The organism is Streptomyces sulphureus DSM 40104 (assembly GCF_000381025.1).
Classification (GTDB): domain Bacteria; phylum Actinomycetota; class Actinomycetes; order Streptomycetales; family Streptomycetaceae; genus Streptomyces; species Streptomyces sulphureus.
Genome location: NZ_KB905821.1, coordinates 289,335 through 312,828, shown reverse-complemented (window position 1 = coordinate 312,828; position 23,494 = coordinate 289,335). Strand labels below are relative to the sequence as shown.

The window sequence follows — 23,494 nt, the reverse complement described above, 5'->3', positions numbered from 1 at the left end:
ACGGGGCGCGGAATGGCTCATGGCTCTGCGTGCTCCTCTGGTTCCGGGCATACTCGGCACTCTTGTCGCACAGACTTTCCACAGATTTTCCACATCGCGCGGGTGATAAGCAAACGTTCTCACCGGCTGCGAGGGCTGTCGTGCGGGCTGTGCTGGGGCGTTGCCGACTGCCCTGTGGAGAGCGACGAGCCGGTTCGTCCGTGGCGAGCGTGCCGCATTCGAGGTGACAACGGTGAACGTGAACGGACCCGGCCGTGTTCCTCCGCGACCGAGCTCGCCCGCTCCAGGACGCCGGGTGCGTGCTCCAGGCCGGCCACCGAGCCGTCGGGGACCAGGGCCGCCAGGTCCGCCGTGACGGTGCCGAGACCGGGGTCTGCCTGTGCGGTGCGAGTCAATCCAGCAGGCAGGCAGCCGAGTTGGCGGCGGTGCGTCAGGTGGGCGACCGCAGCACGGACACGTGGTGGCCGTGGGTGTGGACGGCAGGACTCCTGCGACATGACCTGCTCCTTCGCGTGCTCGGTGCAGTCGGGCGCGGGCGTCGCGCCGGGGCCACACCGTACGCGCGTCCATCGGCAGGTGAGAAGATCCGTCACGGCATGCGGTTTCCCGCCTGGCGTCAACTGCGGCCGCTCCCCGGGGCGTTGGTGGCGGGTACGGCGGTCAGCCGCACCTCGGCCCCCTGCGGCGCCCGTACGCGCACCACTGCCGAACGTCCCGGCGGTACGGAGGTCGCGCTCGCCCACGCCCCGTGGCCGGAGACCCTGATGCGCCAGCCGCGCGGGCCGGGGGGCAACGACACCTTGGTGGGCTCGGAGAGTTGGGCCCGGTAGGCGAGGCGGTAGCGGGCGGTCGCGGGGGCCCAGCGGTCGTCGCGTACGGTGCCGGCGACGGCGGACGCGTACGGGGTCGCGGTCTTCCCCTTGTTCGTACGGAAGCGTCCGTCGGCGTCCAAGGCGCAGTAACCGCCGTCGTAGCACCAGACGTAACCCGCCCAGCCGGAGCTGTACCGGGCGAGGGAGGCCAGGGCGTCGTCGTAGAAGCGGGCCATGTGGGGCAGCGAGCTGTTCGGCGGGCCCCACTCGCCCACCACGACCGGCATCCGCCACCTGGCCGGATAGGCGGTGACGGCGGCCTCGTACGCCTCGATCCAGCCGGCCGACGGGTCGTAGTCGGCGCCCGCCTCCATCGCGGTGTCGTAGAAGTGCGGGGAGTAGACGGCCTTGGGGTCGCCGATGCCGCCGAGCCCCGTCGGTACGCCTTCGCCCACGATCGGGGTCGGCTCGATGAAGAGCCAGTGCGCACGGTCCTGGGAGCGCACGGCGCGGGCGAGTCGCCGGTACATGGGGGTGAGCTGCTCGGCCTCGATGCGGTCGGCGGCGGTCACCAGGTCCTCGCCCTCGCGCAGTTCACCCATCGGCTCGTTGATCAGGTCGTAGCCGAGGAGGGCGGGGTGGTTGCCGAAGCGTCCGGCCAGCAGCCGCCACATGCGCGCCTGGGCGGCGCGCAGGTCCTCGTCCTCGTAGAGGTGGGTGAAGGCCCGCTGCACCGCCGGCTCGAAGTATTCGGAGAACCAGTCGTCCGGATGCGGGGTGAAGGGCAGGCCGTCGGTCCTGGTCGCCCACTCCGGGACGCCGCGATGCCCGAACGCGGGCCCGAAGACGTCCTGATGGGCGTCGAGTACGACGTGGATGCCATGGCTCCGCGCCCAGTCGAGGATCTGCTCGATGCGGTCCAGGTATCCGTGGCTGTACTGACCACGGCGCGGTTCCAGGTCGTCCCAGAACACCAGCAGACGCGCGAAGTTGAAGCCCCGCGCGTGCAGATCCCGGAAGTGCCGTTCGGTGATGGCGCTGAGCGCGTCGTCCCCGCGGTGGGTCTTGTCCTCGACGTTCCAGCCACGAAGGGTGAGGATGCGCCCGCGGTCGTCGGTGAGCGGGGGCGGAACGGTCCCGGGCACGTCCTCGGCCGCCCGGGCGGCGGGGGACAGGCCGCCGCCCAACAGCGCGGCGAGGAAGAGGGCGACCAGAGCAGGGCGGAACGTACGACGCACGGTGACCTCCGGCACTCCGCGGGAATCGCGCACACGTGCCGGGGATCCAACACCGGTTCCTGACGCGCCAACAAGGGATGACTCGGCCATCAACGGGCCGAGGACGCCGGCGCCACCTCTGCCGCGGACTCTTTCGGGCGGTGGCCCCACTGCCGGTGCTTTGCGGACGCGGACCGACGAAGCGGCCCGCGCGGTCTCCACCCCTGCGCGTGCCACTCTTCCCGGAAGCCCCGCCGGGCGCTCCGAAGGCGCCGGGTAGCCGGACGCGCACCCGGCGGCGCAGGTTGGTGACGGGCACGCCCCGGCCTCCCGTCGGATTGTGAAGACCCGTGGAAAGAGCAGGGGAGCGCCAGGGGTGCGCGGACGCCTTCGGTCTTGACCGCGCACCCAGTCCTGGACGTCGTCGGCGGTGAGGCTTCCGATGGTGACTGACACGATGGCCGGAGCGAGTGCTCGGCCACTGCCGACGGTGGGCGTCGACGAGCTTCTCGAACGTCCTCGCGTCCGTGGCGTCGCCTCAAGCCTGGCGGCGTTTGGCCACCGCACAGAGCGAGGGGCCCGTGACTTGCGTTTCCGCAGGTCACGGGCCCCTCGAATCAAGGGTGAATGACGGGACTTGAACCCGCGGACGCGCCCGCTCTGACCTGCGGAAACGCGGATCAATCGGGCAAACTGTTCCACTCGATGGCGTCGAATGCCGCTGGATTCCCCCCAGGTGCGGCGGCGTGTTCCCGCGGGAACACCCGCGGTTGAGCCTGCCCCGAAACCGCAGGCTTGTATGACAAAACCCGTTACCGTAGCCCACGTTCACTCGAAAGAGTTAATGATGGAGCGAGACACCCTCAGCCGCGAGCCCGGCCTCGTCGTCAGGCCCCATCCCGTCGCGCGCCACGGCGAACGCGATTTGTGCGGCCTCTTGCTGTCCCGCGGCGGCGAGGGTCTGGGCGCGCATCAGACGGGCGCGTGCCCACCATGTGCGGCTTCCGGAACGGCTGAAAAGCTCCTCGGCCCGGTCGAAGAGCCGGAGGGCGCTGCGGCCGTGGCCGCGGGCCGCGGTCGCAGCGCCCAGGTGGGCGAGAGCACGACCAGCGTCGTGCTCGTCGCCGACCTCTTGGAGGATGTCGATGGCGTCACGTAGGCGGCGGCAGGCGGTCGTCAGCCGGTGCGGCGGGTCCGTGGCGGCCTCTGCGACACCGATCGAGGTGAGCGTGAGGCCGACGGCACGTCGGTAGGTGCGTACCTCATCGGCACCAGCGCCGCGGTGCCGGCGTGCGTGGTCGTGGGCGTCCTGGTACAGGTCGCGGCGCATTGTCAGCGCCATGTGGAGGTACGACAAGGCTGCTCGCGGGTCACCGGAGGCCAGGAGGATGTGCCCGTGCTGGTGGGTGGCGTGGGCCTGGGCTCGTCGGTCACCGTCCTGGAGTGCGGATTCCCGAGCGGCCGCAGACATCGTCAATGCCGCCCTATGGTCTCCGAGTCGGCGGAGGATCGCGGCGAGGGTGGTGCGGATTTCTTGCTCGCCGATGCGCGCGTGGTCGCGCTGGGCGGCTCTGAGTGCGCGCTCATGCACCTGGCGGGCGAGGGTGAGGGGGCGGGCGAGGCGCCAGTGGGGGTAGAAGGCGTGCACTACCTGCCACACAAATGCATCCCTGCCGTCGCGCTCCCCCTGCTCGACGAGGCGAGCTAGATCGTCGACTGTCCCGGCAAGCCACTGGCGCGCAGCTCCGGCATCGTGGAATTGAAAGGGGTCTGGGGTGCGGAGTTGGCGGGCGGTGTTGCGCCAGGGCGTCAGTAGGCGCTCCGCGGCGGTGGCACGGAGGAGGAAATCGCCCGCGATCCGCTGGGTGATCTCCTCGCGCTCGTGGGTGGTCAGGCGGTCGGCGGCCCGTCTCGCGTGGTCGGCGTCGAGGGGCTCGGCGCGCGTGCCGACGGCGTCGACGGACACCGCGAGTAAGCCGCTGGCTGCGGCCTGGGTCAGTGCGTCGTGTGTGCGGTGGTGGTGCCAGCGTGCGCCGCTTGCGATGCTTTCGACGCGTGGACGCGGTAGCGCCGATGCTGCAATGACGCAGTACACGTCGTGTGAATCGTCGACAGCGGATGTGGCGGTGGTGGGCAAGTTCCCCCCTCGTCGATAGATCGGTGGTGGTGTGGTGCTCCGCTGTGTCATGTCTGCGAGGTGACGCGGCGGAGCTTTGGCCCCGAGCACCGCGAGCTCAGGGCGTTGAGGGCCCCGTCCGTGCGCCACGGGGGGTGGCGTGCGGACGGGGCGGGGACCGCTCGCGCCCGGGGATGACCAGTCGACCGGGCGCGAGCGGTGGTCAGGCTCGGCCTTCTCGCCGCATCTTGGCGAGCTCCTCAGCGGCTGCCCAGCGCTCGTCGTCGTCCTTGGCCTGGTTGAGGTTCTTCACCGCCTCGAAGACCTCGTCGTCGCTGGCGGGCTCGGGCTTGTCGGTGGGCATGTGCGTCTCCTGTGTGTGCGGTGGTGGTGGGCTACTGGGTCAGGCCGGTGGTGAGGTGTTCGCGGTCTTGGGGCGTCATCGTGTCTGGTGCGAGGGCGAAGCGGCGGGCGGCCTCGGTGAACTCCTCCCTGGCAGCTTCGTGTTGGCCAGCGTCCAGGGCGGTTCGTCCTCGGAGGAGGCGCACGCGGGCCCACCACGCCGTGCTGCCGGCCGTGGTGAACGCCTGCTCGGCGTGGTCGTAGAGTTCGGCGGCTTCGCGGAGGCGTCCGCCGCCGCGTGCGGCCGTCGCCGCGGCGAGGTAGGCGAGCGCGCGCCCGTGGTCGTGTGTGTCGCCTGCCTCCTCCAGGGCGTCGGCGGCCTCCCTCAGGTACCGCACCGCCGCGGCGGGGTTGCCGAGTGCCTGTTCCGTGCGGCCGAGGGTGACGAGGGTCAGCCCCACCTGCCTGCGGAAGGTCCGCACTTCGCCAGCGCCGGCGCCCTGGTGCCGCTCGACGTGCGCGCGAGCCTGCTCGACCAGATCGGACCGCAGGGCGAGGGCCTGCTCAAGATGGGGTCGCGCCTCCAACGGCCTGCCGGCGTCGAGGAGGATGCTGCCGTGCTGGTTGGTCGCCTGCGCCTCCGCACGCGCATCTTCGTCCTCGCGGGCGGACGTCAGCGCGCGCCCGGAGGCGGTCAGGGCCTGCTCGTGCTCGCCCTGGCTGCGCAGGATCACCGCGAGGCTGGTGAGCATCTCCCGTTCCCCGACGCGCGCACCGTCGCGCTGGGCGGCGAGGACGGCGTCCTCGTGCACCTGACGGGCGAGGGTGAGGGGGCGGGCGAGGTGCCAGTGCGGCCAGAAGGCATGCACAGCCTGCCAGACCCAATGCCACCAGCGGCGGCGCGCGGCTTCCTCGAGGAGGACTTGGAGGTCGTCGGTCGAGGCGGCGAGCCAACTCCTTGCACGGGTGGCGGTGTCGAAGCCGTCGCGCATGTCGGGCGCGGGCGCGTACTCGATGGTGCGCGCGGTCGCCCGATGCCACGGCGCCAGGAGGTGCTCGGCGGCGGTCGCGCGCAGCAGGAAGTCGTCCGCGATGCGCCGGGCGATCTCCTCGCGATGTGCGTCCGGGAGTTCGGCAGCGCCGCGCTGGGCCCGGTCGCGGTCGGGTACTTCGGCGAGCGTGCCGACCTCGTCCACGGAGGGCACGAGGTGTCCCTCGGCGGTGGCTTGGCCGAGTGCACCGTGGGTGCGGGCGCGGTCCCAGCCGCCGGCTCCGGCCGCGATGCTCTCCAGCCGCGGACGCGGCATCGGCGCGGCGGCGACGGTGCGGTAGACGTGCTCGGCGTCGTCGCCCGGATCGGTGTCGGTATCGGACATAGGTCCCCCCTTTGTCAGGTGTGGTGTGGTGCTCCGCCGCGTCGATGTCTCCGAGGCCGACGCGGCGGAGCCTTTCCCGGGAGCCTCTGCCGCCGGGAGTTCAGGGGTGATGGAGCAGCCCCCCGCCGGGCCCCATCCCGCCGCCGAACTACGCCTCCGGCTCCGCCACCGCGCGCAGGCCCGGCCTCAACGGCGCCGCGTGCACCGGGGCTTGGCCGAGGTCCTCGTTGTCCGCCTGGATACGCAGGTAGTGGGTGTGCCCGGTCTCCCGGTAGTGGCGGTCGCGCCAGGCGTCCGCACTCGCCTCCGAGGGCAGGGCGTTGGCCTCCGCCTCGCACTCACGACCGCCGGCCTGGGTGGTGCAGACGACGTCCCACAGCGTCCGAGTGATCACCGGACCTCCCGCCCACGAGAACGAAGAGCGCTCAGGACCTCGCGGTCTTCAGCACGGCGTACCGATGCCGGAGTGGTGCTCCACGCCGGGCCGACACCCTCCGGCAGAGGACGCAGCCGGACCTCGTGCGGCCGCACCTCCTCCACCACACCGAGACGCCCGGTCAGACGGTCGATCACCAAATCACCCCGCCTCGGCGTGCTCATGCTGGGGATGTCAGTGGTCACGAGGCCATCCCCGGCGCCCGTAGGTTCGGGTTGAGCCATCGGGATAGAGCAGCGTGCAGCAGCTCGCCCTCTACACGGGAGAGGACAAGCGGCACGTCCCCCAGATGATCGTCCCGTTTGAACATCGACAGCGGGACCCGGATCTCGCCTGTTACTCGATCACACGTCGCGGGGGCACGCTTCTGGGGCGAGGCATGCCAGCCGTGGACGATATCCATGCTGCTCCTTCTTCTCGGTCGCCGGGCAGTGACCGTAGAAGCAGCACAGCTTCGCGAGGGGGACAGTCTGTCCCCCCGTCCCGAACCGTCCCCTACAGGGTGGTGACTCCCACTGCTGAGGCGAGTTCGCTCGCCTCAGCACGGAATGCTTTCGGAGCCTTACGCCACAGGTGCGCCACCGCAGTGCGGGCCGAGGGGGTATAGGCCACGGTCTCGGTACCGATGCCGTGGGCGCGCTGCATCACGTGCAGGGCAGCCGTGACGTCGCCTCGCTGGAGATGGCCGCGTGCCACTTCCACCCACAGGCGTGCTCGTCGTTCGGTCGAGGGCATCACGTCAGGGTCGATGTCGTCGGCGAGGGCCAAGGCTTGCCGTGATGTCCGCAGATCCGTCGCTACGGACACCGCGTGGAAGTCGACGTTGGCCCGGCCGAAAACGGTGCTGAGATGCACATACGAGGACGGTAGGGACTTGGCCACCTGATGCCCGGCATCCCAGTATCGCCACGCGTCTGCCTCACGACCGCCACGGGCGCACGTCACCGCCGCGTGCAGTTGAAGTGCGCCGTATACGCCACGCCAGTCCTCGGGAGCCTCGTCCAGGTGCGGGCGTAGCAGATCCGAAGCCTCGATCGCCGTTCGGAGGGCCTCCTCCGGATAAGAGGTCTCGCGGAGGATGTTCCCCATGTTCCACGCCGCGACAGCTATCGCGGCAGGGTCGTCGGCCTGCTGCGCAGCGGACAGCGCACGGTCGGCGACAACCCAGGCCAGCTCTCCCGGGGCTACGTAGGCCGTCGCCTGCCCCGTCAAGCGGTACACGTCGGAGAGCGCGACGAGAGCCGCCCGGCGCTCCGTGCCGTCGAGACCGCTGGCTGCTCTCTCGGCGTCGCGGATCAACTCGGGCAGCAGCTCGCCCACTTCGGTACGGTTGTGCGCCGAGGTGTGCCACAACCGCCATGTCTGATCGATACGTCCTTGCAGCTCGGAGACGTCGATGGATACGGCCGACGCGACGAGGCTGCGATTCATCACGGCTGCCCAGATAGCCGGCATGGCCGGGTGGTTGAGCCTGCCTGTGGGCACCGGTTGGGCGATCCTCTCGTTTCCTCCCGTGAGCGCCGAGAGGTCCGAGAGCTGGAGAGCTGCGGCGAGACGGAGTAGCAGTGTGTAGGAGTCGAGTGGCCGATCCCCCGCTTCGATCTTCTTGAGCCAGTCGGGGCCGCGTCCGCACAGCCCGGCGAGGACGGGGCGGCTCATGCCCCGCGACTCGCGGAGCCTGCGGATGCGCTCCCCAGCGCTGAAGTCCTCTTCGTCGGTGTGGGGCATGTCGGCGCTCCGTTCTCGACTTCGATACTCGGAACGGTACGCTCTCCTGACGCCGGTGAGCAGGGGTTGAAGTCCCCACCATCTGCCCGATTTTGATGGTCTCCCGCTCGCAGAAAGCCCCGGCCCTCCTGTAGGAGAGCGGGCGACGTGTCGCGGCGCCCCACGCCGAGCGGTAGACACGTCCGGACCCCTCGCCCTCCCGAAGGGGAGCGAGACGAAACGGCTGCGGCACGCGAGCCGGTGTCGGTACAGTGATCAGCTCGACGGTGCACCAGCACCGCCAACACCGCAGGTCAGGAAGTATGCTCCCCGCGCGTGCGGGGGTGGTCCGAGATCGAACCTGTCTCCCCACTGGTCCAGGTAATGCTCCCCGCGCGTGCGGGGGTGGTCCGTCCGTCGACACCATGACGTGCCCCGGCTCCGCATGCTCCCGCGCGTGCGGGGGTGGCCCGCCTGTTGCTCCGGGCTTCATTCGGCCAGGTCGATGCTCCCCGCGCACGCGGGGATGGCTCCGGCGGGGGCTTTCATCCGAGGCGCTCGTACAGCGACACCACCAACGCCCCCACCCCGGACAACGCCGCGATCGACGGCAGAGGCCACCGCCCGCGCCTCAACTCCTCCACCGCCGTGCGCAGCTCCGCGATGTCCTTGTCATGATCCTCACGGAGCTGCCGCACATCTTGCTCCGCCCGATCCGTCCGCTGAAGCACCACATCCAGACGCCCGTCGAGACGCGCGAAACCGGCCTCAGTGACCCCACGGAGGCGTTCCAGCTCAACAGCTACGGAAGGATCCGGCGTACTCATTTAGCCCTCGTCTGCGAGTGCGGCCACGAGCTTGTCCAAGACCTTCTGCTGCGCAATGAGTTGAGCGAGGATCTCCTTCGAGGCGTCGGCGGCGATGTGTGCGTACCCGTAGCCGGAGCCGAGAGCGGTCTGCACGGAGATCTGCCCGTCTTGGAGCCCTTCCTGGTTCGGGAAGGCGTCGGATACCCAATCGGCGATCTTCACTTGGTCGTTGAGCTTCATGTCGTCCTCTTCGTCAGGGTCGCCCGCGAGTCGAGCGGCCACGTCTGCGCGGAATCGGTCCATGTCGAAGCTGGGGTCGATCTTCCCCTCGACGCTGGTCTCCTTGTGACCCACCACTGAGTGGGCGCCCCAGCCGTGCGCGCGGCAGATCGCCGCCGCCCACCGCACCGCCGCGTCGTACTGCACGGCCGGGTACGGGTCCCCGGACGTGCCGAGGTTCTCGATCTCGATCCCGTAAAAGTGGGCGTTGCCGTCGACCGTGCCGGACGCGGCAGACGGGGCCGGATGCGTGGACGACTCGGCCACCACCGCGTCGAAGGCGTTCTGCGCCACCCTGCCGGCGTGGTTGGCGCGGCCGTGGCCCACCATCGTCGCCGTGCCGTCCTTCGCGAGGTGAGTGTGCGCGAGCGGCCCCGGCAGATCCGCGCGTCCGCCGTATACGAGGTCCAGCGAGTCCCGTCCGGCCGTGTGGTGGATCATCACTCCATTCACACCGCCCCACGCATCCACGGAATTTCTGTTGTGGGTGCGCCATCCGGACCGGCCGGTCACATGCACTCCCTCGGAGCGGAGTGCAGACACCAGCGCATCCGCGGTCAATGGAGTAGCCACTATTCTCCTTGTCGATAGTAGGCGACGTTGCGGAATTTCCCCTGGAAGCGATTCGCATCCTGGCCCTCGAAAGATTCCTCTTTCTCGATCCAGAAATATCCGCCGCGATACTGGTCGTCTTCGGCTGTCACCGTGTGCTGGGTGCCGTCGGCCATGGTCCGCGTGAACGTGATCTTGGCGCCCTCGACCTCCAGGTCATAATGGTCATACACGCCCTGCTCCGGAGCTGGAGTGGACGCCGTGGCCAGGTACTCGATCTCGGCGTCCTGCGCGGCCCACTTGCCGATACCGATTTCGCCGTTCTGTCGTTGATACGCCCGATACAAGGTCTTCTGCCCCTCCGGGAAACCGGCAGGATTAATCTCGGGGTCGTCCGGCCACGCATACGGATTCGCGTCCGTCTCAGCGCCGAAAAGAATGCCCATCTTCGCCCGGGCGGCCACCGGCGCCATCGCATTCCATTTCATTTCCCAGGTGATGCGGTAGTTCTCCGGGTCAGTGAGAGGGCACTCCCAGCCGCACAGCACAGCCGGGCGCCCCATATCCGACCCGAATCCGGCCGGCAGGATGAGCCCCTGCTCGTCCCCCTCGGCACGGCCCCGCACCAGACCGGGCGTGCTGAGAACATCGTGCTGGTCAGTGCGGTGCGTCAACTGCCCGCTGGCCGGCCTGCGGTGCTCCCACGGGTCATGCTCACTCCGGTACCCGTACTCGCTGGCGCCAGGAGTACCGCCCCGGTAGTACAAGGGGTCCAGCATGTAGCCGCCGCGGATACCGAGGCCCTCGATACGGGCGCGAGTAGAGTGCCGCGAGTCGCCCCACATCAGCACCTGGATACCGGCATCCTTGTAAGCGGTGAACACCGAATCGGCGTGGAAGTACGAGAGGACCATCCACTCGATGCCGGCGCCGGTGAGGTCCTCTACGGGGTAGGGCAGCTCGTCCGAGCCCCACGTGTCGGGTTCGAGAGGCATCATCACAGGGGTGATGCCAGCGGCGGCCACCGTTTCCGCGTTCTCGATCTCGCGGACCCCGATCATCGCCCACGACTGCGCGCAGTACTGCTGTACGGCGCGGACCGCGCCGATGAGCGCGACCGACTCCGGATAGGTGGCATCCTCCGGATGCGGCGAGCAGTCCATGAGCGCCACCGCCTTGCCGTCGATCCGCGCCAAGAACTCGCCGACCAGCGGCTGGTAGTAGCGGGGCGCCAGCCAGCCCCACCAGCCGCCACGCCGATCGGTGCGGTCGGCGATGGGGAAGCTGTCGCCGGGGTTGTAGGCGACGGGGTCGTTTTCGTCGCCCGCGTAGCTGTAGATGCTCTTGATAGTGGAGGAGCTGACGCGCCGGATGTCCTGCGAGACGTAGAGGTTGGTGCGGCCGATGCTCAGGTAGTGATCCCAGTAATCGGACACGACACCCACGTCATCCGAGCTGGTGGCGACGCAGAACCCGACGAGATCGAATCCCTGCGCCAGGCAGTACTCCAGACTGTGAGGGGAGGAGTACGGCCCATGCAGCCCCGCAAGCGCTTCCGCCCCGACCACCCCGGGCGCCTCCGGAAGCGACTCGATCGGCCGCGCACACACCTCGGGTACGGGGGTGTCCCCGCCCGGGGCGTACAGGCACCCGTCCCCGCCGAACCGCAAAGAGTTGCCGCTGTCGCGCGAGAGGCACACGTTCAACTTCTCGCTGCCAGCGTCCCACTTCAGCCCCTGGCCGGCCGCGTCCGCCAGCAGCCCGCCGAGGCTCACGCCGAGCCGCCACGGCGAGGAGACCGTGCCATTGCCCGACTTGGTCAGCGGCTCCTCGACCTCCAGCACGCACGAGCACGTGCCGCCGCATCCGCACCTGGCCATCGTCTACTCCTCTCCACCCAACTCGTGGGGCACGAGGCGCTCTTGGCCCTCGCCGTCGGTTACTTGCCGCATCCACCGGCCGCCGAGATTCAGCACCAGGGAGCTGGATGAAGTACCGCCGGACGCCACCGCCCTGCCGATCGACCGCTGCACCGACACCGCGGCCCGCATCGGCGGCTGCGCCGACCGCTGCCCCGGCAGTGCTCCGCTGCTCATTCGCCCAGCTCCTCATCCACGTCTCCGAGCGGGATCAGCCCGATCTGCACCTGCTCTCCTCCGCCGCCCTCGCCACCCTGGCTCGACCACGAGACAGCCACGTCCGAGAGTGCGAACCCCTGCGCGAGCGGCAGGCATAGGCTGTGGGCGAGCACGTCGATCCGCTCGCCAGGCACGAGCTGACGGATCGTGACCGGGGCGTCTGGGGTGAGCTGCGCGGCATCCGGTACCTGGATGGACGTGGGCACCGGGTAGCGGCCCGCGAGTGCGTTTCGCGCGGCCTCCCGCAGGTCTGCGTCGGTGGCGTCCTCTTCTTGGATCTTCTCCAGGACATCCAGGCGGCCGTAGGCGGTGCCTGTGCGCCCGGTGCCGAGCGTTGTGCCGTTGGTGATGTTCTGGCTCTGCTGGCTCGTCGCGAACGCGTAGGTCGCGCCCAGGGCGCCGTCCTTGACGACCTCGACGTCCCCCTCGATGTGGTCGAGCGTGAGCGTCGTGGTTGCTCGGGTATCGCTCGTCGGCCGGCCCCGCAGCAGCAGACTCCGCCCGACTGTGGTCCAGGTGAGGCCGCGTTTGGTCCACTCGCGGAGGATGTCGCCGAGGTACTCGGTCCACACGGCGACGTCCGAGCTGCCGTCCTTCTCGACCTTGATCCGCGGCAGGTCGGCGTCGCGGCGGACGATGTACGGCAGTACGCCACACCAGTCTGGCGGCACGCTCAGGCTGGACTCTTGCAGGTTGAGCCTGATGTGGTTTTCAGCAATGTAAGTGATCGGCGCCCGCATCCGACCCCGCGCGTCCGCCGTGCCGGAGGTGTAGGTGACGCGGAACGTGTTCACCACGTGGTCGAACCAGCCGCTCACGTCCTGCGCTTCGACCGTCACCGTGTCCCGCCGGAACCGGGGCCGCACCACAGGTCCCTGCCAGACGAGGTCACCGTCTCGGTAGATGCTCAACTCGTGCACCCACGGCTCGACTCGGCCGAGTGCCTCGCAGCACTCCGCGCCAGCGTCCGCGACGGCCAGGGTCACGCTGGCCTCGCTGATGTCGTTGATCGTGCGGCCCCACTCCACCGCACTGATCCGCTCCAGCGCGAGGTACTGCTGCGCACCGCCGCGCCAGTGGATCACCGCCCGGTACTCCGTCGCGCAGCCCAGAGAGGTGTCCTGGTCGCCGACCGGGCCGGAGCCACCACCGCATCCCCCCGGCGGAGTGAACGTCACCTGCGACGCTGCATAGGTGTCCGACGCGCCAGACTCGCGCTGCACCACCAGCCGGTACGTCACCGGCACACACGCCGGCGGCGCCGAGTCCAGCCACGTCATCTCCGTGGGCAGCCGGTCCCCGGACATGACGAGCTGATCCAGATCGGACACAGTGCGGTGGATGCTCCAGCTCTGCACCCCGCTGGTGTCGTCCAGGTCTGCCGTCAGCAGGATGCCGGGGTCTGGGTCCGTCACGGCCTCGGCGACCAGTCCCGTCTCCGGGTCCGGCTCATCCCACATCTCGTCAGCGTCAGCCACGGGTCACCCCACATCCGATCGGGGGACCAGCAGTACTCGCGCTGTCGCGTCCGGAGCCGTGTAGTCCTCCTGGGACCACACCTCGATACACAGGCCCGTTGGACACGGGAACGTGGGCCACTCGTACAGGCCGCCGCGGGGCCCGTAGATCGTCGGTGTCGACGTGGCCGTGCCGATGGGGACCTGCGGGCACTCCACCACTGAGCGGCGCACCCGCCCGTCTACGCGCAGCGTCGATCCACGCGGCAGGTAGCTGACGTTGATGTCGGTGCAGGCCGCGCACGGGTCCAAAGACCCCTCACAGTTGCCGCCCTGCGGGTTCTGCCAGAACCGCACCAACAACCGGCGCATGGCGGTGCTTCCGGCACGCACCTCCAGTACCGGCACCGTCTCCAGCCACTGCGGTTGCGCGAGCGGAGACACCGCAATCCGCGTCCGGCGGAATGTCCCTACTCCCGTGGCATAGCACGGTGACCTGGGCGCCGGCGGCGCAGGAGGTAGCGGCGGAGGCGGACACAGCGGGTCCACCGCGCACGGCTTCGGCTCCAGACACCGCTGGTACACCTGATCCGGGTCGACCGGACCCACGATGTCGCCGCCGCCGAGCGGCACCCACCCCTCGTCGGGCTGGCCGGTGTCGAGCGGCTCCCGGTAGATGTAGGGCGTCCCCGCCGCCAGGGAGAACGTGACCGTCGCCAGCACTGCGCCGCTGCCGAGGTACTGCGTGTCGGTCACCTCGGGCCCGTCCAGTAGCCCCACGTCGTACAGGTGCCGCAACTCCTTCTCCCCGTCTACGGGGCAGCAGGAGAAGACGCACATCTCGTCACCGGCGCAGCCGCCGCACGCGGAGCCTTGGAGCGCGGAGGCGAGCCACTCCAGCCCGTAGGACAGGGCGCACTCGTCTACCGTGATCAGCAGCACCGTGTACGCCACCTCGCGGTGCTCCCGACGCGCGGCGCCGATTACGGCGCCGTCGCCCACGAGTTGAGTGGGCTCGCGTGTGATCGGCGACGAGTCGAATCCGGCGACGCCGAGCGCGAGGACGCCGAACACCCCTGACGATTCTGGAACCGCCGGGTCGTACCACGGCGCCTCGTCCGTTGCCGGGTCCACATACGGCATGTCCCCGAGAGCCGCGGGCAGGTCGGGGCATGGGTCGCACTGCACCGGCACTCCCCGCGCAGCCGCATACACCGCTGCGCGGGCGGAGTTGACGATCTCTGTCCCTGCGAGGTCCATGTAGTCCGCGAGCACCGGCTACACCCCCGCCGCGACGGCGATGCGGCCCTGGAGGTGCTGCGCGAGCACCATCGGGTCTGACATCCGGCTGTTGATGTTCCAGTTGTTCGTGATCTGCGCGCCACCACCACCGGTGCCGCGTTGCCTCCCGAGCATGTCCAGCAGCCCCGACTGCTCGGCGAGCTCAGCGGCACGGCGGGGGCGGGAGAGTGGGATGACGACCTCTGGTCCGGCCTCGCCGACCAGGCCCATGACTGGGGCGGTGACGATCCCGCCGTCAGCGAACGGCAGCGCTTTCTGAACGACGGACGGCAACCCGGACTTGATCTTGCTGATGATGCGGCCGCCGATGTCGCCGATCGCGGCAATGATCTTCCCAGGCAGAGACGTGAACGCGGACACGATGCCCGAAATCAGCGACGACACCGCGCTGCGCGCGCTGCTGGCTGCACTGCGGAAGACCCCCGCGATCCGCCCTCCCAGCGACGCCAGCGCCGAGCCGATACGTCCCGGAAGCGACGCGAAGAACGACACCACGCTCGACCCGAACGACCGTGCTGCGCCAAGGGCGCTCGTCCCCGCAGACCGGAAGAACCGGACCACCTGCCCGGGCAGTGTCGCGAGCGCCGAGCCGATACGTCCCGGAAGCGACGCGAAGAACGAGGCGGCGGACGAGATGAACGAGGTCACCGCCGAAAGTGCCGCGCTGAACGCCCTGCTGAAAGCTCCGATTAGCAGGGCTCCCAGGCTGACCAGTGCGTTAGCGATCATCGTCGGGAGCTTGAAGAAAATCGCGGCGATACCGACCAGCGCCGTAATGATCACGATGCCCAGTCCGGCCACCGCGTTGACGAAGAGGTCCAGCAGCAGCCCGGGGAGCGCTGCGAGCGCCGACAGGATCATCCCGGGCAGCGAGGTGAAGAACCCCACCACGCCCTCGAACGCCGCGCCCAGCGCGCCGCCGATCACCTCGCCCAGCGAGCCCAGAGCATCCATCAGCAGTGACCCGAGTGAGGCCGCCCACCCTGGGATCGTCTCGGTGAAGAAGTCGGCGACGTGACCCCACGCCCCCTGGACCAGCCCCAGCAGTTGCTCGCCGAGGGAGGCGGCGACCCCCACGAAGATTGTCGTCAGCAACACGGCGACAGCCGAGGTGATCGAGGCGAGGCCCCCGAGCGCTTTCAGGAGTAGCGGGCCCCACCGGTCGATGCTGTTCCCGACCAGTTGCCCCAGCTTGAACATGGCGGCGATCACCTTCGGTGCCCACTCCGCGATCTTCGCCACTGCCATGTCCGCGAAGGCGCCGAGCGAGTCCACCCACCCGGCGACGATCTCCCGCATCTGGCCGGCGTCCCCGGCAGAGAGGGCCTGCACGAAGGTGCTGAGCGACTCGGTGACCTTGGTGAATCCGGCGAGCAGGCCAGTGTCACCGATGGTGATGGCGAGCCCTTCGAGTGCGGCTTTGAAATTGGCCATTGACCCTTGGGCGCCCGAGCCCATGATGTCGGCCATTTTCTGCGTGGCCCCGGAAGAATTATCAGCGGCCTTGCCGAGCTGATCGAACTTGTCGATGTTCAAGCCGATGACATCGAGAGCTTTCTTGCCCTCGATCCCGAAAACCTTTTGCGAGTCGGCGGCGCTGATATTCGACGTCGCAAGATCCCGGATAACCTTGACGAGAGGTCGCGTTTTACCAGCGGAATCCTTCAGCGCGATGTTGTTCTTCTGCAATACCTTGTCGAGCTCGCCACCCCCCTTGCTGAGACCGTCCACCACATTCCGCAGGGCCGTACCGGCGTCCGCGGCGGGGATACCGGCATCCGTCATCGTCGCCAGCGCCCGCGACGTGTCAGCCAGCGACAAGCCTGCCAGCGAAGCGGCCGCGCCCACGTTCGCCAGACCGGCGGCCAGCCCGGGAATGTCCGCGTTGGCCTTGGAGACGATCGCAGCCCACTCGTCGGTCACCTTCCCCGCATCCTTCGCGGGGATCTGGAAAGCAGCCATCGCGTTTGTCATGTGATTGGCTGCGTCCGACATGTCGATACCGGCGGCCGTAGCAAGGTTCAGGACGTCGGGCACAGCCGCAAGGATCTGATTTGCGGAGAGCCCCGCCTTGCCGAGCTCCTGCATGCCGCCTGCGGCCTCCGCCGCGGAATACTTGGTGCTAGACCCTAGCTCCTTCGCTTTCGCGTTGAGCGACTCGAAAGACGCCCCGGCCGTACCCGTCAGAGCCTTTACCTTATTCATTTCGGCCTCGAAACTCGCCGAAATTTCAATGGTCTCGATAGCGCCCTTCAGGCCAGCCGTGAGCACGGCCGCCGCCGCTGCCACACCGGCCGCCGCCCCCGAGGAGATCGCGCCGGAGATCGCGCTCGGCACACCGCCGGTATCCGCCCGCACTGGCACCGGCGGCGGAGGCGGAACCCGCAGCCCGCCGCCCGACGTGTCGGCCCGCACCGGGACCATCACCGGGGACGGAGTCGGAAGCGACCGCAGAGAGGCCCGAAAAGCACTCGCATCGGCCTGAATCGGGATCGTGATCGGCCCGATCCGGCCGACCGCCCGCTGCACCTCCCGGCCGAGTCCACTGGTCTCCGGTGTCAGGGAGACCTGAGCTGATCCCCCGCGGCCGGTGATCGAACGGCGGAGCGACCGCATGTCCGCCGTGACGGGTAGCGACACCGGCCGCAGCCGCGTCGCGGAGCGCACCTGCTGCTCGAACCGCTTCATGTCGGCTTGCACTTGGATCTTCGGGCGGATACGGGCCAGCGTCCGCGTGACGTCCCGCCCGATCCGCCGCGCCACGTGCTGGCCTGTATCGCGGACCTGCCGCTGGATCGCGTCGTCCATCGCCTGCCCGCCGGTGCGGCCGGCGTGGGCGAGGTCGCGGCGGAGGCTGGCGGCGTAGGCGGCGGTGTCCGCCTCGATCTCTACGGAGGTGCGGCCGACCTGCGGCACGGGCTAGCACCTCCGGGCATGCGGCACCCCGAGGTCACGGAGTGCAGGGTGCCCGGCCCACCAGCCAGCGGCGTCGCCCTGGAGCGTAGGGGCGCGTACGCCGCGCCTCGTCAGCTACTCGTCGTCGCCGGCCATGGCCGCGATCTGCCGTGCCTGCGCCGCCATCTCGGCCTCCGAGAAGCCCTTCGGGACGGCGGTCCGGGTCCGGCGGAGCTCGGGCGGCGGGTCGAAGATCGTCCGCTCCATCTTGTGGAGGTCCCTGTCCTCGCGGGCGCCGTCGCTCATCCATCCCCATACCGAGGAGACGATCCGGTGGGCGGACGCGGTATCCGCGTCGAGCCCGTGCTTCACGCACCAGGCGGACCAGTCCTGCCACCGCTCCTGAGCCAATGCGCACAGTCGGGAGGCGGCCCACCAGTCCGTACCGTACAGCTCCGGCGCAAGACCGAGGATGATGCGCCAGCAGGCGTACATCCCCAGCGGGTCGAGCGGGTCACGGAGACGAGCATCGACCTCGGCGCGGTCATCGTCCGCCAGGAGCCCCGGTAGGAGCTGCGGCCACTGCCCAGCGGCAGCGATCCCCGCGAGGGTGCGCCCGTCGGGCACGAGGAGGGTGTACGGATCGCCGTCAATGCGGATGACCAGGGGCCCCGGAGCGGCGGGGCCGAACCTCACCGGGCGGCAGGCTTCTTGGTAGCCGTCTTCTTGGCTGCGGCCTTCTTCGCCGGCGCCCGCTTCGCCGCGCTGCGACGCTGGGCGCGGTTCTGCGGCTCGGCTACTCCCATCTCCTCACGCTGCTGCTGGAGCTGGGGCTCATAATGCCGCATCACTTTCTGCGCCAGATCCATGACGTACGAGACGCCGACCCGGCGATTGCCCATGTCCAGGACCTTGGCCATGACCGCCTCGGCGTCCTCTGGAGCGAGGATCATCCGGAGAGTCTGCTCCGTGATCCCGCGCTGCGCGCTAGCGTCGTCAGCACGCTCCTCGAAGTCCGCGTAGAGCAGACCGATCGAATCTTTCGGGCAGTGGGCTTGGTAGACCTCGCCGTCGATGCGCACAGAGACCGGCGGGAGGCGTTCCGGGTCATGCCCAGCGTCGCCGTCGATCACAAACTCGGTGGCCATGGTGGGTCCTCTTTCATCTGGTGGTTGTGGGCAGGGTAGGGGTCAGTACCGGGCGGTCTGCTCCACCGGCCACGGCGAGACATCCCGCAGCGCCTCCAGCAGCCACGGCTGCGGGCGCTGCCCGCGCACTTGCCGCGCGTACACCCGGCCCACTCCGCGCTGCTCCCACGACAAGAACCTGGCCCGCTTCGGGCGGATCGGTTGCCCAGACGGACCGTAGATACCGGTGCCCTCGTGCACGTATGCCGCGTACTCCAGCGATGACCACACCTCGCCGACCACCCGCGACCCACGGCGCCGAGTCTCCGACCGGATCGACGCGCGCAGCCGGCCCTGATCGACCGGGGCACGCTGGCGGGCGCGGTTGGCTACAGCAGTTGTCACGTCGTCCACCACGTCGTCCACCACCCGCGCCAGCGCGGCCTCGTCGATCGATACGTCCACCCGCACGCCCACGACTACCGCCTCCGCCGATCGACCTGCGCCTGAATCCGCGCCATCTCCACCCGCGCCCGAGCCAGCACAGCCGTGCCCGCCACGCCGCACACGCCGAGCAGTACGCACACGATCGCTGTCGTCCCGGCCACCGCTACACCTCCACCGTGATCTGCACCGTCACACCGGCACATCCGCCCTGCGGCCCCATCGGAGCCACCGGCCCCGGCCACACCTGCACGTCCGCGAGCGCGTCACAGCACGCCACGGCCTCCCGCAGCAGCCGCTGATCGAGGACCAGCCCCCACGCGTCGGCCTCGCGCTGCTCACACGTCGGCGCGGACTGCCCGTCCTCGGCGACCACCGCGACGCAGCGAGCCACGCCGAGCTCGACCGTGGTCTGCATCCGCCACGTCTGGCAGCGCCGGCGCCGCTGCTCGGTCACCACGGGGTCCTGCCGCACCACCCGTACCCACGCCTGCCCGTGCCCGCCGTCGCAGTCGCACGCGCAGAAATCCTGCGCCGGAGGCGAGTCACCCCACACCAGGCAACAGGCGCATGCCGGCCGGCCACCCTCGGCCAGCGCCGCGCACAGGCACGCGGTCAGCCCGGACAGCACCGGCCCCAGCCGCGGGTCCGCATCCGGCGGCAGCAGCACATCAGCGGGGGTCGTCATTGGGGCACCCCCGGCCGGTAGCGCGCTGAGACTGGAGCGGGCGGCAGATCAAGGCTGAAAACGGCGCCGTGCTGGCGGTGCTGCTTCGGATTCACCATCTGCACCCACGCCCACACCTGCGGCATGTGCGCCTGGAGGGTCTCGGACCAGTCGCCGGGCGGGACGATGTCGTAGGACACGCCCTCCCGCGTCACCGACTTGACGCCGGTCGGCAGTGCGCAGCCGCCCGGCCTCCCTGAGCACAGCTTCTCGATCTCGCAGGCGAGTTGGCCCACCGCGCGACGTCCGGCAGCGGGTACCTCCAGGCCGCGGAGGTACCGCACGGACAGGGTGTCCGGATCGGTGTCCGGACGGTCCAGCCGCTGGCAGTCGGGCCAGCACTCACCTTCTGTCCGGACGAGCTGTCCGCCCGTTGCGGTGTGGTGCAGGACGTATCCGGACGCGTCCACCACGTGCCCGTCCTGCTTGACTGCGACCACCGAGTGGACCGGGCCCGGCAGGTAGATCTCGCACAGCGGGGTACACAAGCAGCCCGACGGTCCACATCCGCATGGGCGGTTGTACCAACGTCCGCTGTCGAGGACCGGCCGCAGAAGCGACTCCGGCCCCGAGTACGGCGAATCGCAGCCTCGCCGGCACGGCCGGATCAGCTCTTCACACAGCCCATACCGGCCCGCCGTCAGCCGCCACAGCACCTCGGTCGCGATCTCCGCCGCCGCCTGCTGCTCGGGGGTCCACTCGGCCGGGGTATCTGGCCAGCCGGGGCAGCAGGACGTGTCGAGCGGCCACGGGCCGCACGGCCCGTCCAGTACCTGATCCGGCATGACCGGCCTCCCAGGGGTGTGCGGGGCCGCCCCGTGTGTGGGGCGGCCCCGGGGGTTACTTGCGCTTGCGCTTGGAGGAGCGCGGCGCGAACCCTGCGGCGTCACCGCCGGGGGTGAACGTCGCGTTGGCGGTGATCTCCTCGTCGGCGGCGGACGTGGCGGTGATGGTCTGCTCGCCCGTCACGTCCTCGGCGTACTGGTGGGTAGCGGTCGTCTCGCCGGCCGCGATCTCCCCGGCCTCGGTGTCATCGCCCCACGCGACGCTCACCGCGGAGTCCTCGGGGAATCCGGCGATCGTGACTGTCACGGTGCGGCCGGTGTCGTCGTCCGCATCGGCCTCGGCGGTCACCGACGGCTCGGGCTCCGGAGCCGGCTCGGGAGTGAACGTCGCCGTCGCGCTGATCGACTCGTCTCCCGTGGACGTGGCCGTGATCGTCTGCTCTCCCTCCACGCCGGCCGCGTACGCGTGCGTGGCAGTCGTGGTGCCAGCGGCGAGCTCCTCGGCGTCCGAGTCGTCACCCCAGTCCACCGAGACCGCCGAGTCCCCGGGGAATCCGGAGATCTCGATCGCAACGGTGCGGCCGGTCTCGTCCGACTCGTCCGCGCTCGCGATCACCGTCGGGTCCGGCGCCGGCAGCGGCTCCGGCGTGAAACTCGCAGACGCAGTGATCTCCTCGTCCCCCGCAGACGTCGCGGTGATCGTCTGCTCGCCCTCGACGTCGTCGCCGTAGGCGTGCGTCGCGGTCGTGGTACCGGCCTCCAGCTCCTCCGCCTCGGTGCCATCGCCCCAGTCCACCGACACTGCCGAATCCTCGGGGTAGCCGGCGAGTTCGATCGCGACCGTGCGGCCAGTGTCGTCGTCAGGGTCCGCCTCGGCCGATACCGACGGCTCCGGGGCGGGCAGGGGCTCCGGGGTGAACGTCGCGGTGGCGGTGATCGACTCGTCCGAGGTGGAGGTAGCAGTGATGGTCTGCTCGCCCTCCACTCCGTCGCCGTAGGCGTGTGTGGCCGAGGTGGTGCCAGCGGCCAGCTCCTCCGCCTCCGAGTCGTCGCCCCAGGTGACGGACACTGCCGAGTCCTCGGGGAATCCAGCGAGGGTGATCGCGACCGTGCGGCCGGTCTCGTCCTCCGGGTCCGCCTCGGCGGTCACCGTGGGCTCCTCCACCGGGAACGGGATCTCGAATTCCACCTCGGTGCAGGCGTCGGGATTTTCCGCGTCGCACACGGTCGCCGTCTGCGGACCGTCCTCCTCGTAGGTGTGGGACACAGTGCCCTTCTCCGGGCCGTCCTCTACGGGGGAGCCGTCGCCCCAGTCGATCGTGGTGTCAGCCATAGTCGGGTCTCCTCAGGCGTTGTCGATGGTGAGTGCGGCAGTCCGGCCGGACGCGTCGGCGGGGTCGGCGGCAGCCTCAACCTCTGGTCCCTCGTCGGGGTCGGTGGGGCCGTCGCCGCCGGTGTTGTCGATGTCCAGGACGACCGTGCGGCCCGACGAGTCATCAGGGTCCGCAGATGCGGTCGCCTTCGGGCCATCCGGCGTCGGGCCGGGGTTCTCGGCGGGGACGAGGATCGCCTCGCGCGTGCGGTAGGTGTCGATGTCCCCACGCCGCACACTGACCGTGTAGACGCTGGGCACGCTGTACTTGTGGGTGACGGAGACGCTGCCGTCCTCACCGGCCTTGATCTCCTCCGGCTCGCTACCGTCACCCCAGTCGATCAGCGCAGTGCCGTCCGACTGCGACGGCAGCCCGACCGTGGCTGTCACCTCATAGGGGTCGTCGGCGTTCTCCGCCGTCAGCTTCAGCGTCGGCTCGTCGGCCGGCAGCGGGATCGTCACCTCACGCTCGGCGCAGATGACCGGTGTTTCCTTGTCGCACGCCTGGATCGTGTACTCGCCGTCGGTGTCGTAGACGTGCGTCACCCACGCCCCGTCAGCGACTTCCTGCGGGTCGGAGTCATCGCCCCAGTCGACCATGAGCGGGCCGAAACCGTGGTTGTCCGCCCGGAAGCGCACGGTCTTGCGGTCGGCGTCGTTCGCCTGCCCGGTGATGTACAGGTCCGCCGGGTCCGGAGTAGGACGGTCCACCGGCTGGCAGCCGCACTCCGGCTCGGGCGGCCGGATCGTGGTGACGAAGAAGCGCCTGGGCGTCTTCGGGCCGATCGGCTTGAGCATCGGCCCCGGCACGCCGCCTTCGCCAGCCTGAACGTTGTACGGGCCCTTCCGCCAGCCGCTTCCGGTCTTGGTCCTCCCGGTGAAGTTGAAGCTGACCGCGTCGTTGGTGATCTCCAAGTCCCCGCTCGCGCCGCCGATGACCCACGGCAGCAGCAAGTAGCCCCACTGCCCCTGCGAGCCCGCGCCGCTGCATGCGTCCTCGGCGGCGTACACGTCGGTCCACAGCTCCAGCGCGTAGCCGACATCGCACCGCAGCTCCGTCGACTCGTCCCAGCCGATCGCGTTGCCGTCGAAGTCGCGGTAGATCTCGAAGCTGGGGTTCATGATCTGCACAAGGTCAGGGTCGACCTCGCAAAACTCAAGCTCCAGCGAGTGGTACGAGAGCTGCTCGCACCCGGCTTCGCTGATGCACGTCTTGCCGTTGGCCTTGGTGACCGAGATGTCCTCGCCCTCCTCGGTCTCGGCCGACATCGAGACGGTCACGAATCCGTCGCTTACCACCTGGTTGCAGTCGCCATACGCCGGCCGCCCGCAGGCGTCCAGACGGGTCGCGCGCAGCGCCGTGCCGCGCAGCAGAGAGGGGCACGCCATCAGCAGGGCTCCTTCGTAGTAGATGTGGCGCGGCGGCGCCGCACAGAGCGGCGGCCGGCGGGCGAAATGGCAGGCGGGGCGTGCAAGGGGACCACCAGCCCGGCACGCTCACCGCCCGCCACCTGCGCCCCGGCCCGCACCGTGGGGCGCAGGCCGAGCTGGACACGGCGCACCAGATCGCCGGCCCGGCCCGAGCGGGGGCAGTCCATGCC

Annotated in this window: 21 protein-coding genes and 1 pseudogene; all 22 read right to left on the bottom strand. The window is 69.7% G+C overall.

Features of this window, described 5'->3' with window-relative positions; all coding sequences use genetic code 11:
- Positions 1 to 251 precede the first annotated feature (251 nt).
- Positions 252 to 586, bottom strand: a pseudogene (locus F603_RS36600) (hypothetical protein); the annotation flags it as partial.
- Positions 587 to 616: 30 nt separating this feature from the next.
- Positions 617 to 2,050, bottom strand: a complete 1,434-nt coding sequence (locus F603_RS0124000) for a cellulase family glycosylhydrolase (RefSeq protein ID WP_026328677.1) — start codon at positions 2,048 to 2,050, stop codon at positions 617 to 619.
- A gap of 820 nt (positions 2,051 to 2,870) precedes the next feature.
- Complete coding sequence (locus F603_RS0123995) at positions 2,871 to 3,995, bottom strand: tetratricopeptide repeat protein (protein WP_019548485.1); 1,125 nt, start codon at positions 3,993 to 3,995, stop codon at positions 2,871 to 2,873.
- A gap of 373 nt (positions 3,996 to 4,368) precedes the next feature.
- Positions 4,369 to 4,509, bottom strand: a complete 141-nt coding sequence (locus F603_RS35195; protein WP_019548484.1) for a hypothetical protein — start codon at positions 4,507 to 4,509, stop codon at positions 4,369 to 4,371.
- A 31-nt stretch (positions 4,510 to 4,540) separates the two neighbouring features.
- A complete protein-coding gene (locus F603_RS0123985) occupies positions 4,541 to 5,863 on the bottom strand; it encodes a tetratricopeptide repeat protein (protein WP_019548483.1) in 1,323 nt (440 codons plus the stop codon).
- A 148-nt stretch (positions 5,864 to 6,011) separates the two neighbouring features.
- Positions 6,012 to 6,257, bottom strand: a complete 246-nt coding sequence (locus F603_RS0123980; RefSeq protein ID WP_019548482.1) for a hypothetical protein — start codon at positions 6,255 to 6,257, stop codon at positions 6,012 to 6,014.
- A gap of 223 nt (positions 6,258 to 6,480) precedes the next feature.
- Entirely contained in the window at positions 6,481 to 6,702 is a 222-nt protein-coding gene (locus tag F603_RS35190; protein ID WP_158678680.1) for a hypothetical protein, read from the bottom strand.
- 92 nt (positions 6,703 to 6,794) lie between these two features.
- Complete coding sequence (locus F603_RS0123975; protein ID WP_019548481.1) at positions 6,795 to 8,027, bottom strand: helix-turn-helix domain-containing protein; 1,233 nt, start codon at positions 8,025 to 8,027, stop codon at positions 6,795 to 6,797.
- A gap of 524 nt (positions 8,028 to 8,551) precedes the next feature.
- Complete coding sequence (locus F603_RS0123970; protein ID WP_019548480.1) at positions 8,552 to 8,833, bottom strand: hypothetical protein; 282 nt, start codon at positions 8,831 to 8,833, stop codon at positions 8,552 to 8,554.
- On the bottom strand, positions 8,834 to 9,535 hold the full coding sequence (locus F603_RS34290) for an N-acetylmuramoyl-L-alanine amidase (protein ID WP_078503734.1): 702 nt from the start codon (positions 9,533 to 9,535) through the stop codon (positions 8,834 to 8,836).
- 131 nt (positions 9,536 to 9,666) lie between these two features.
- Positions 9,667 to 11,490, bottom strand: coding sequence for a hypothetical protein (locus F603_RS0123960; RefSeq protein ID WP_106431384.1), 1,824 nt, complete (start codon positions 11,488 to 11,490; stop codon positions 9,667 to 9,669).
- A gap of 39 nt (positions 11,491 to 11,529) precedes the next feature.
- Positions 11,530 to 11,742: a hypothetical protein gene (locus F603_RS0123955; protein WP_019548478.1), complete on the bottom strand. Its 213-nt coding sequence runs from the start codon at positions 11,740 to 11,742 to the stop codon at positions 11,530 to 11,532.
- Complete coding sequence (locus tag F603_RS0123950) at positions 11,739 to 13,262, bottom strand: hypothetical protein (protein ID WP_019548477.1); 1,524 nt, start codon at positions 13,260 to 13,262, stop codon at positions 11,739 to 11,741. Before F603_RS0123950 ends, F603_RS0123955 begins: the two co-directional genes overlap by 4 nt.
- 3 nt (positions 13,263 to 13,265) lie before the next feature.
- Positions 13,266 to 14,516, bottom strand: a complete 1,251-nt coding sequence (locus tag F603_RS0123945; RefSeq protein WP_026328676.1) for a hypothetical protein — start codon at positions 14,514 to 14,516, stop codon at positions 13,266 to 13,268.
- A gap of 3 nt (positions 14,517 to 14,519) precedes the next feature.
- Positions 14,520 to 17,459, bottom strand: coding sequence for a phage tail tape measure protein (locus tag F603_RS0123940; RefSeq protein ID WP_019548476.1), 2,940 nt, complete (start codon positions 17,457 to 17,459; stop codon positions 14,520 to 14,522).
- A 114-nt stretch (positions 17,460 to 17,573) separates the two neighbouring features.
- Positions 17,574 to 18,134, bottom strand: a complete 561-nt coding sequence (locus F603_RS0123935) for a hypothetical protein (protein ID WP_019548475.1) — start codon at positions 18,132 to 18,134, stop codon at positions 17,574 to 17,576.
- Entirely contained in the window at positions 18,131 to 18,586 is a 456-nt protein-coding gene (locus F603_RS0123930) for a hypothetical protein (RefSeq protein WP_019548474.1), read from the bottom strand. The genes F603_RS0123935 and F603_RS0123930 overlap by 4 nt, the downstream gene beginning before the upstream one ends.
- A 42-nt stretch (positions 18,587 to 18,628) precedes the next feature.
- Entirely contained in the window at positions 18,629 to 19,030 is a 402-nt protein-coding gene (locus F603_RS33585) for an HK97 gp10 family phage protein (RefSeq protein WP_245600887.1), read from the bottom strand.
- A gap of 145 nt (positions 19,031 to 19,175) precedes the next feature.
- The gene (locus F603_RS0123910; protein WP_019548471.1) at positions 19,176 to 19,697 is read right to left on the bottom strand and encodes a hypothetical protein; all 522 of its coding nucleotides are present in this window, start codon (positions 19,695 to 19,697) and stop codon (positions 19,176 to 19,178) included.
- The gene (locus F603_RS36060; protein ID WP_245600886.1) at positions 19,694 to 20,224 is read right to left on the bottom strand and encodes a hypothetical protein; all 531 of its coding nucleotides are present in this window, start codon (positions 20,222 to 20,224) and stop codon (positions 19,694 to 19,696) included. Before F603_RS36060 ends, F603_RS0123910 begins: the two co-directional genes overlap by 4 nt.
- A 352-nt stretch (positions 20,225 to 20,576) precedes the next feature.
- Positions 20,577 to 21,854 carry a hypothetical protein gene (locus F603_RS0123900; RefSeq protein ID WP_019548469.1) on the bottom strand — a complete coding sequence of 426 codons (1,278 nt, stop codon included), beginning with the start codon at positions 21,852 to 21,854 and terminating at the stop codon, positions 20,577 to 20,579.
- Positions 21,855 to 21,866: 12 nt separating this feature from the next.
- Entirely contained in the window at positions 21,867 to 23,282 is a 1,416-nt protein-coding gene (locus F603_RS33580; protein ID WP_019548468.1) for a hypothetical protein, read from the bottom strand.
- Positions 23,283 to 23,494 lie beyond the last annotated feature (212 nt).

Coding starts and splice junctions, on each gene's coding strand:
- F603_RS35190 (WP_158678680.1), bottom strand. CDS start 6,702: ATGGATATCGTCCACGGCTGGCATGCCTCGCCCCAGAAGCGTGCCCCC.
- F603_RS0123910 (WP_019548471.1), bottom strand. CDS start 19,697: ATGACGACCCCCGCTGATGTGCTGCTGCCGCCGGATGCGGACCCGCGG.
- F603_RS0123900 (WP_019548469.1), bottom strand. CDS start 21,854: ATGGCTGACACCACGATCGACTGGGGCGACGGCTCCCCCGTAGAGGAC.
- F603_RS35195 (WP_019548484.1), bottom strand. CDS start 4,509: ATGCCCACCGACAAGCCCGAGCCCGCCAGCGACGACGAGGTCTTCGAG.
- F603_RS33580 (WP_019548468.1), bottom strand. CDS start 23,282: ATGGCGTGCCCCTCTCTGCTGCGCGGCACGGCGCTGCGCGCGACCCGT.
- F603_RS0123955 (WP_019548478.1), bottom strand. CDS start 11,742: ATGAGCAGCGGAGCACTGCCGGGGCAGCGGTCGGCGCAGCCGCCGATG.
- F603_RS0123975 (WP_019548481.1), bottom strand. CDS start 8,027: ATGCCCCACACCGACGAAGAGGACTTCAGCGCTGGGGAGCGCATCCGC.
- F603_RS0123985 (WP_019548483.1), bottom strand. CDS start 5,863: ATGTCCGATACCGACACCGATCCGGGCGACGACGCCGAGCACGTCTAC.
- F603_RS0123930 (WP_019548474.1), bottom strand. CDS start 18,586: ATGGCCACCGAGTTTGTGATCGACGGCGACGCTGGGCATGACCCGGAA.
- F603_RS0123970 (WP_019548480.1), bottom strand. CDS start 8,833: ATGAGTACGCCGGATCCTTCCGTAGCTGTTGAGCTGGAACGCCTCCGT.
- F603_RS34290 (WP_078503734.1), bottom strand. CDS start 9,535: ATGATCCACCACACGGCCGGACGGGACTCGCTGGACCTCGTATACGGC.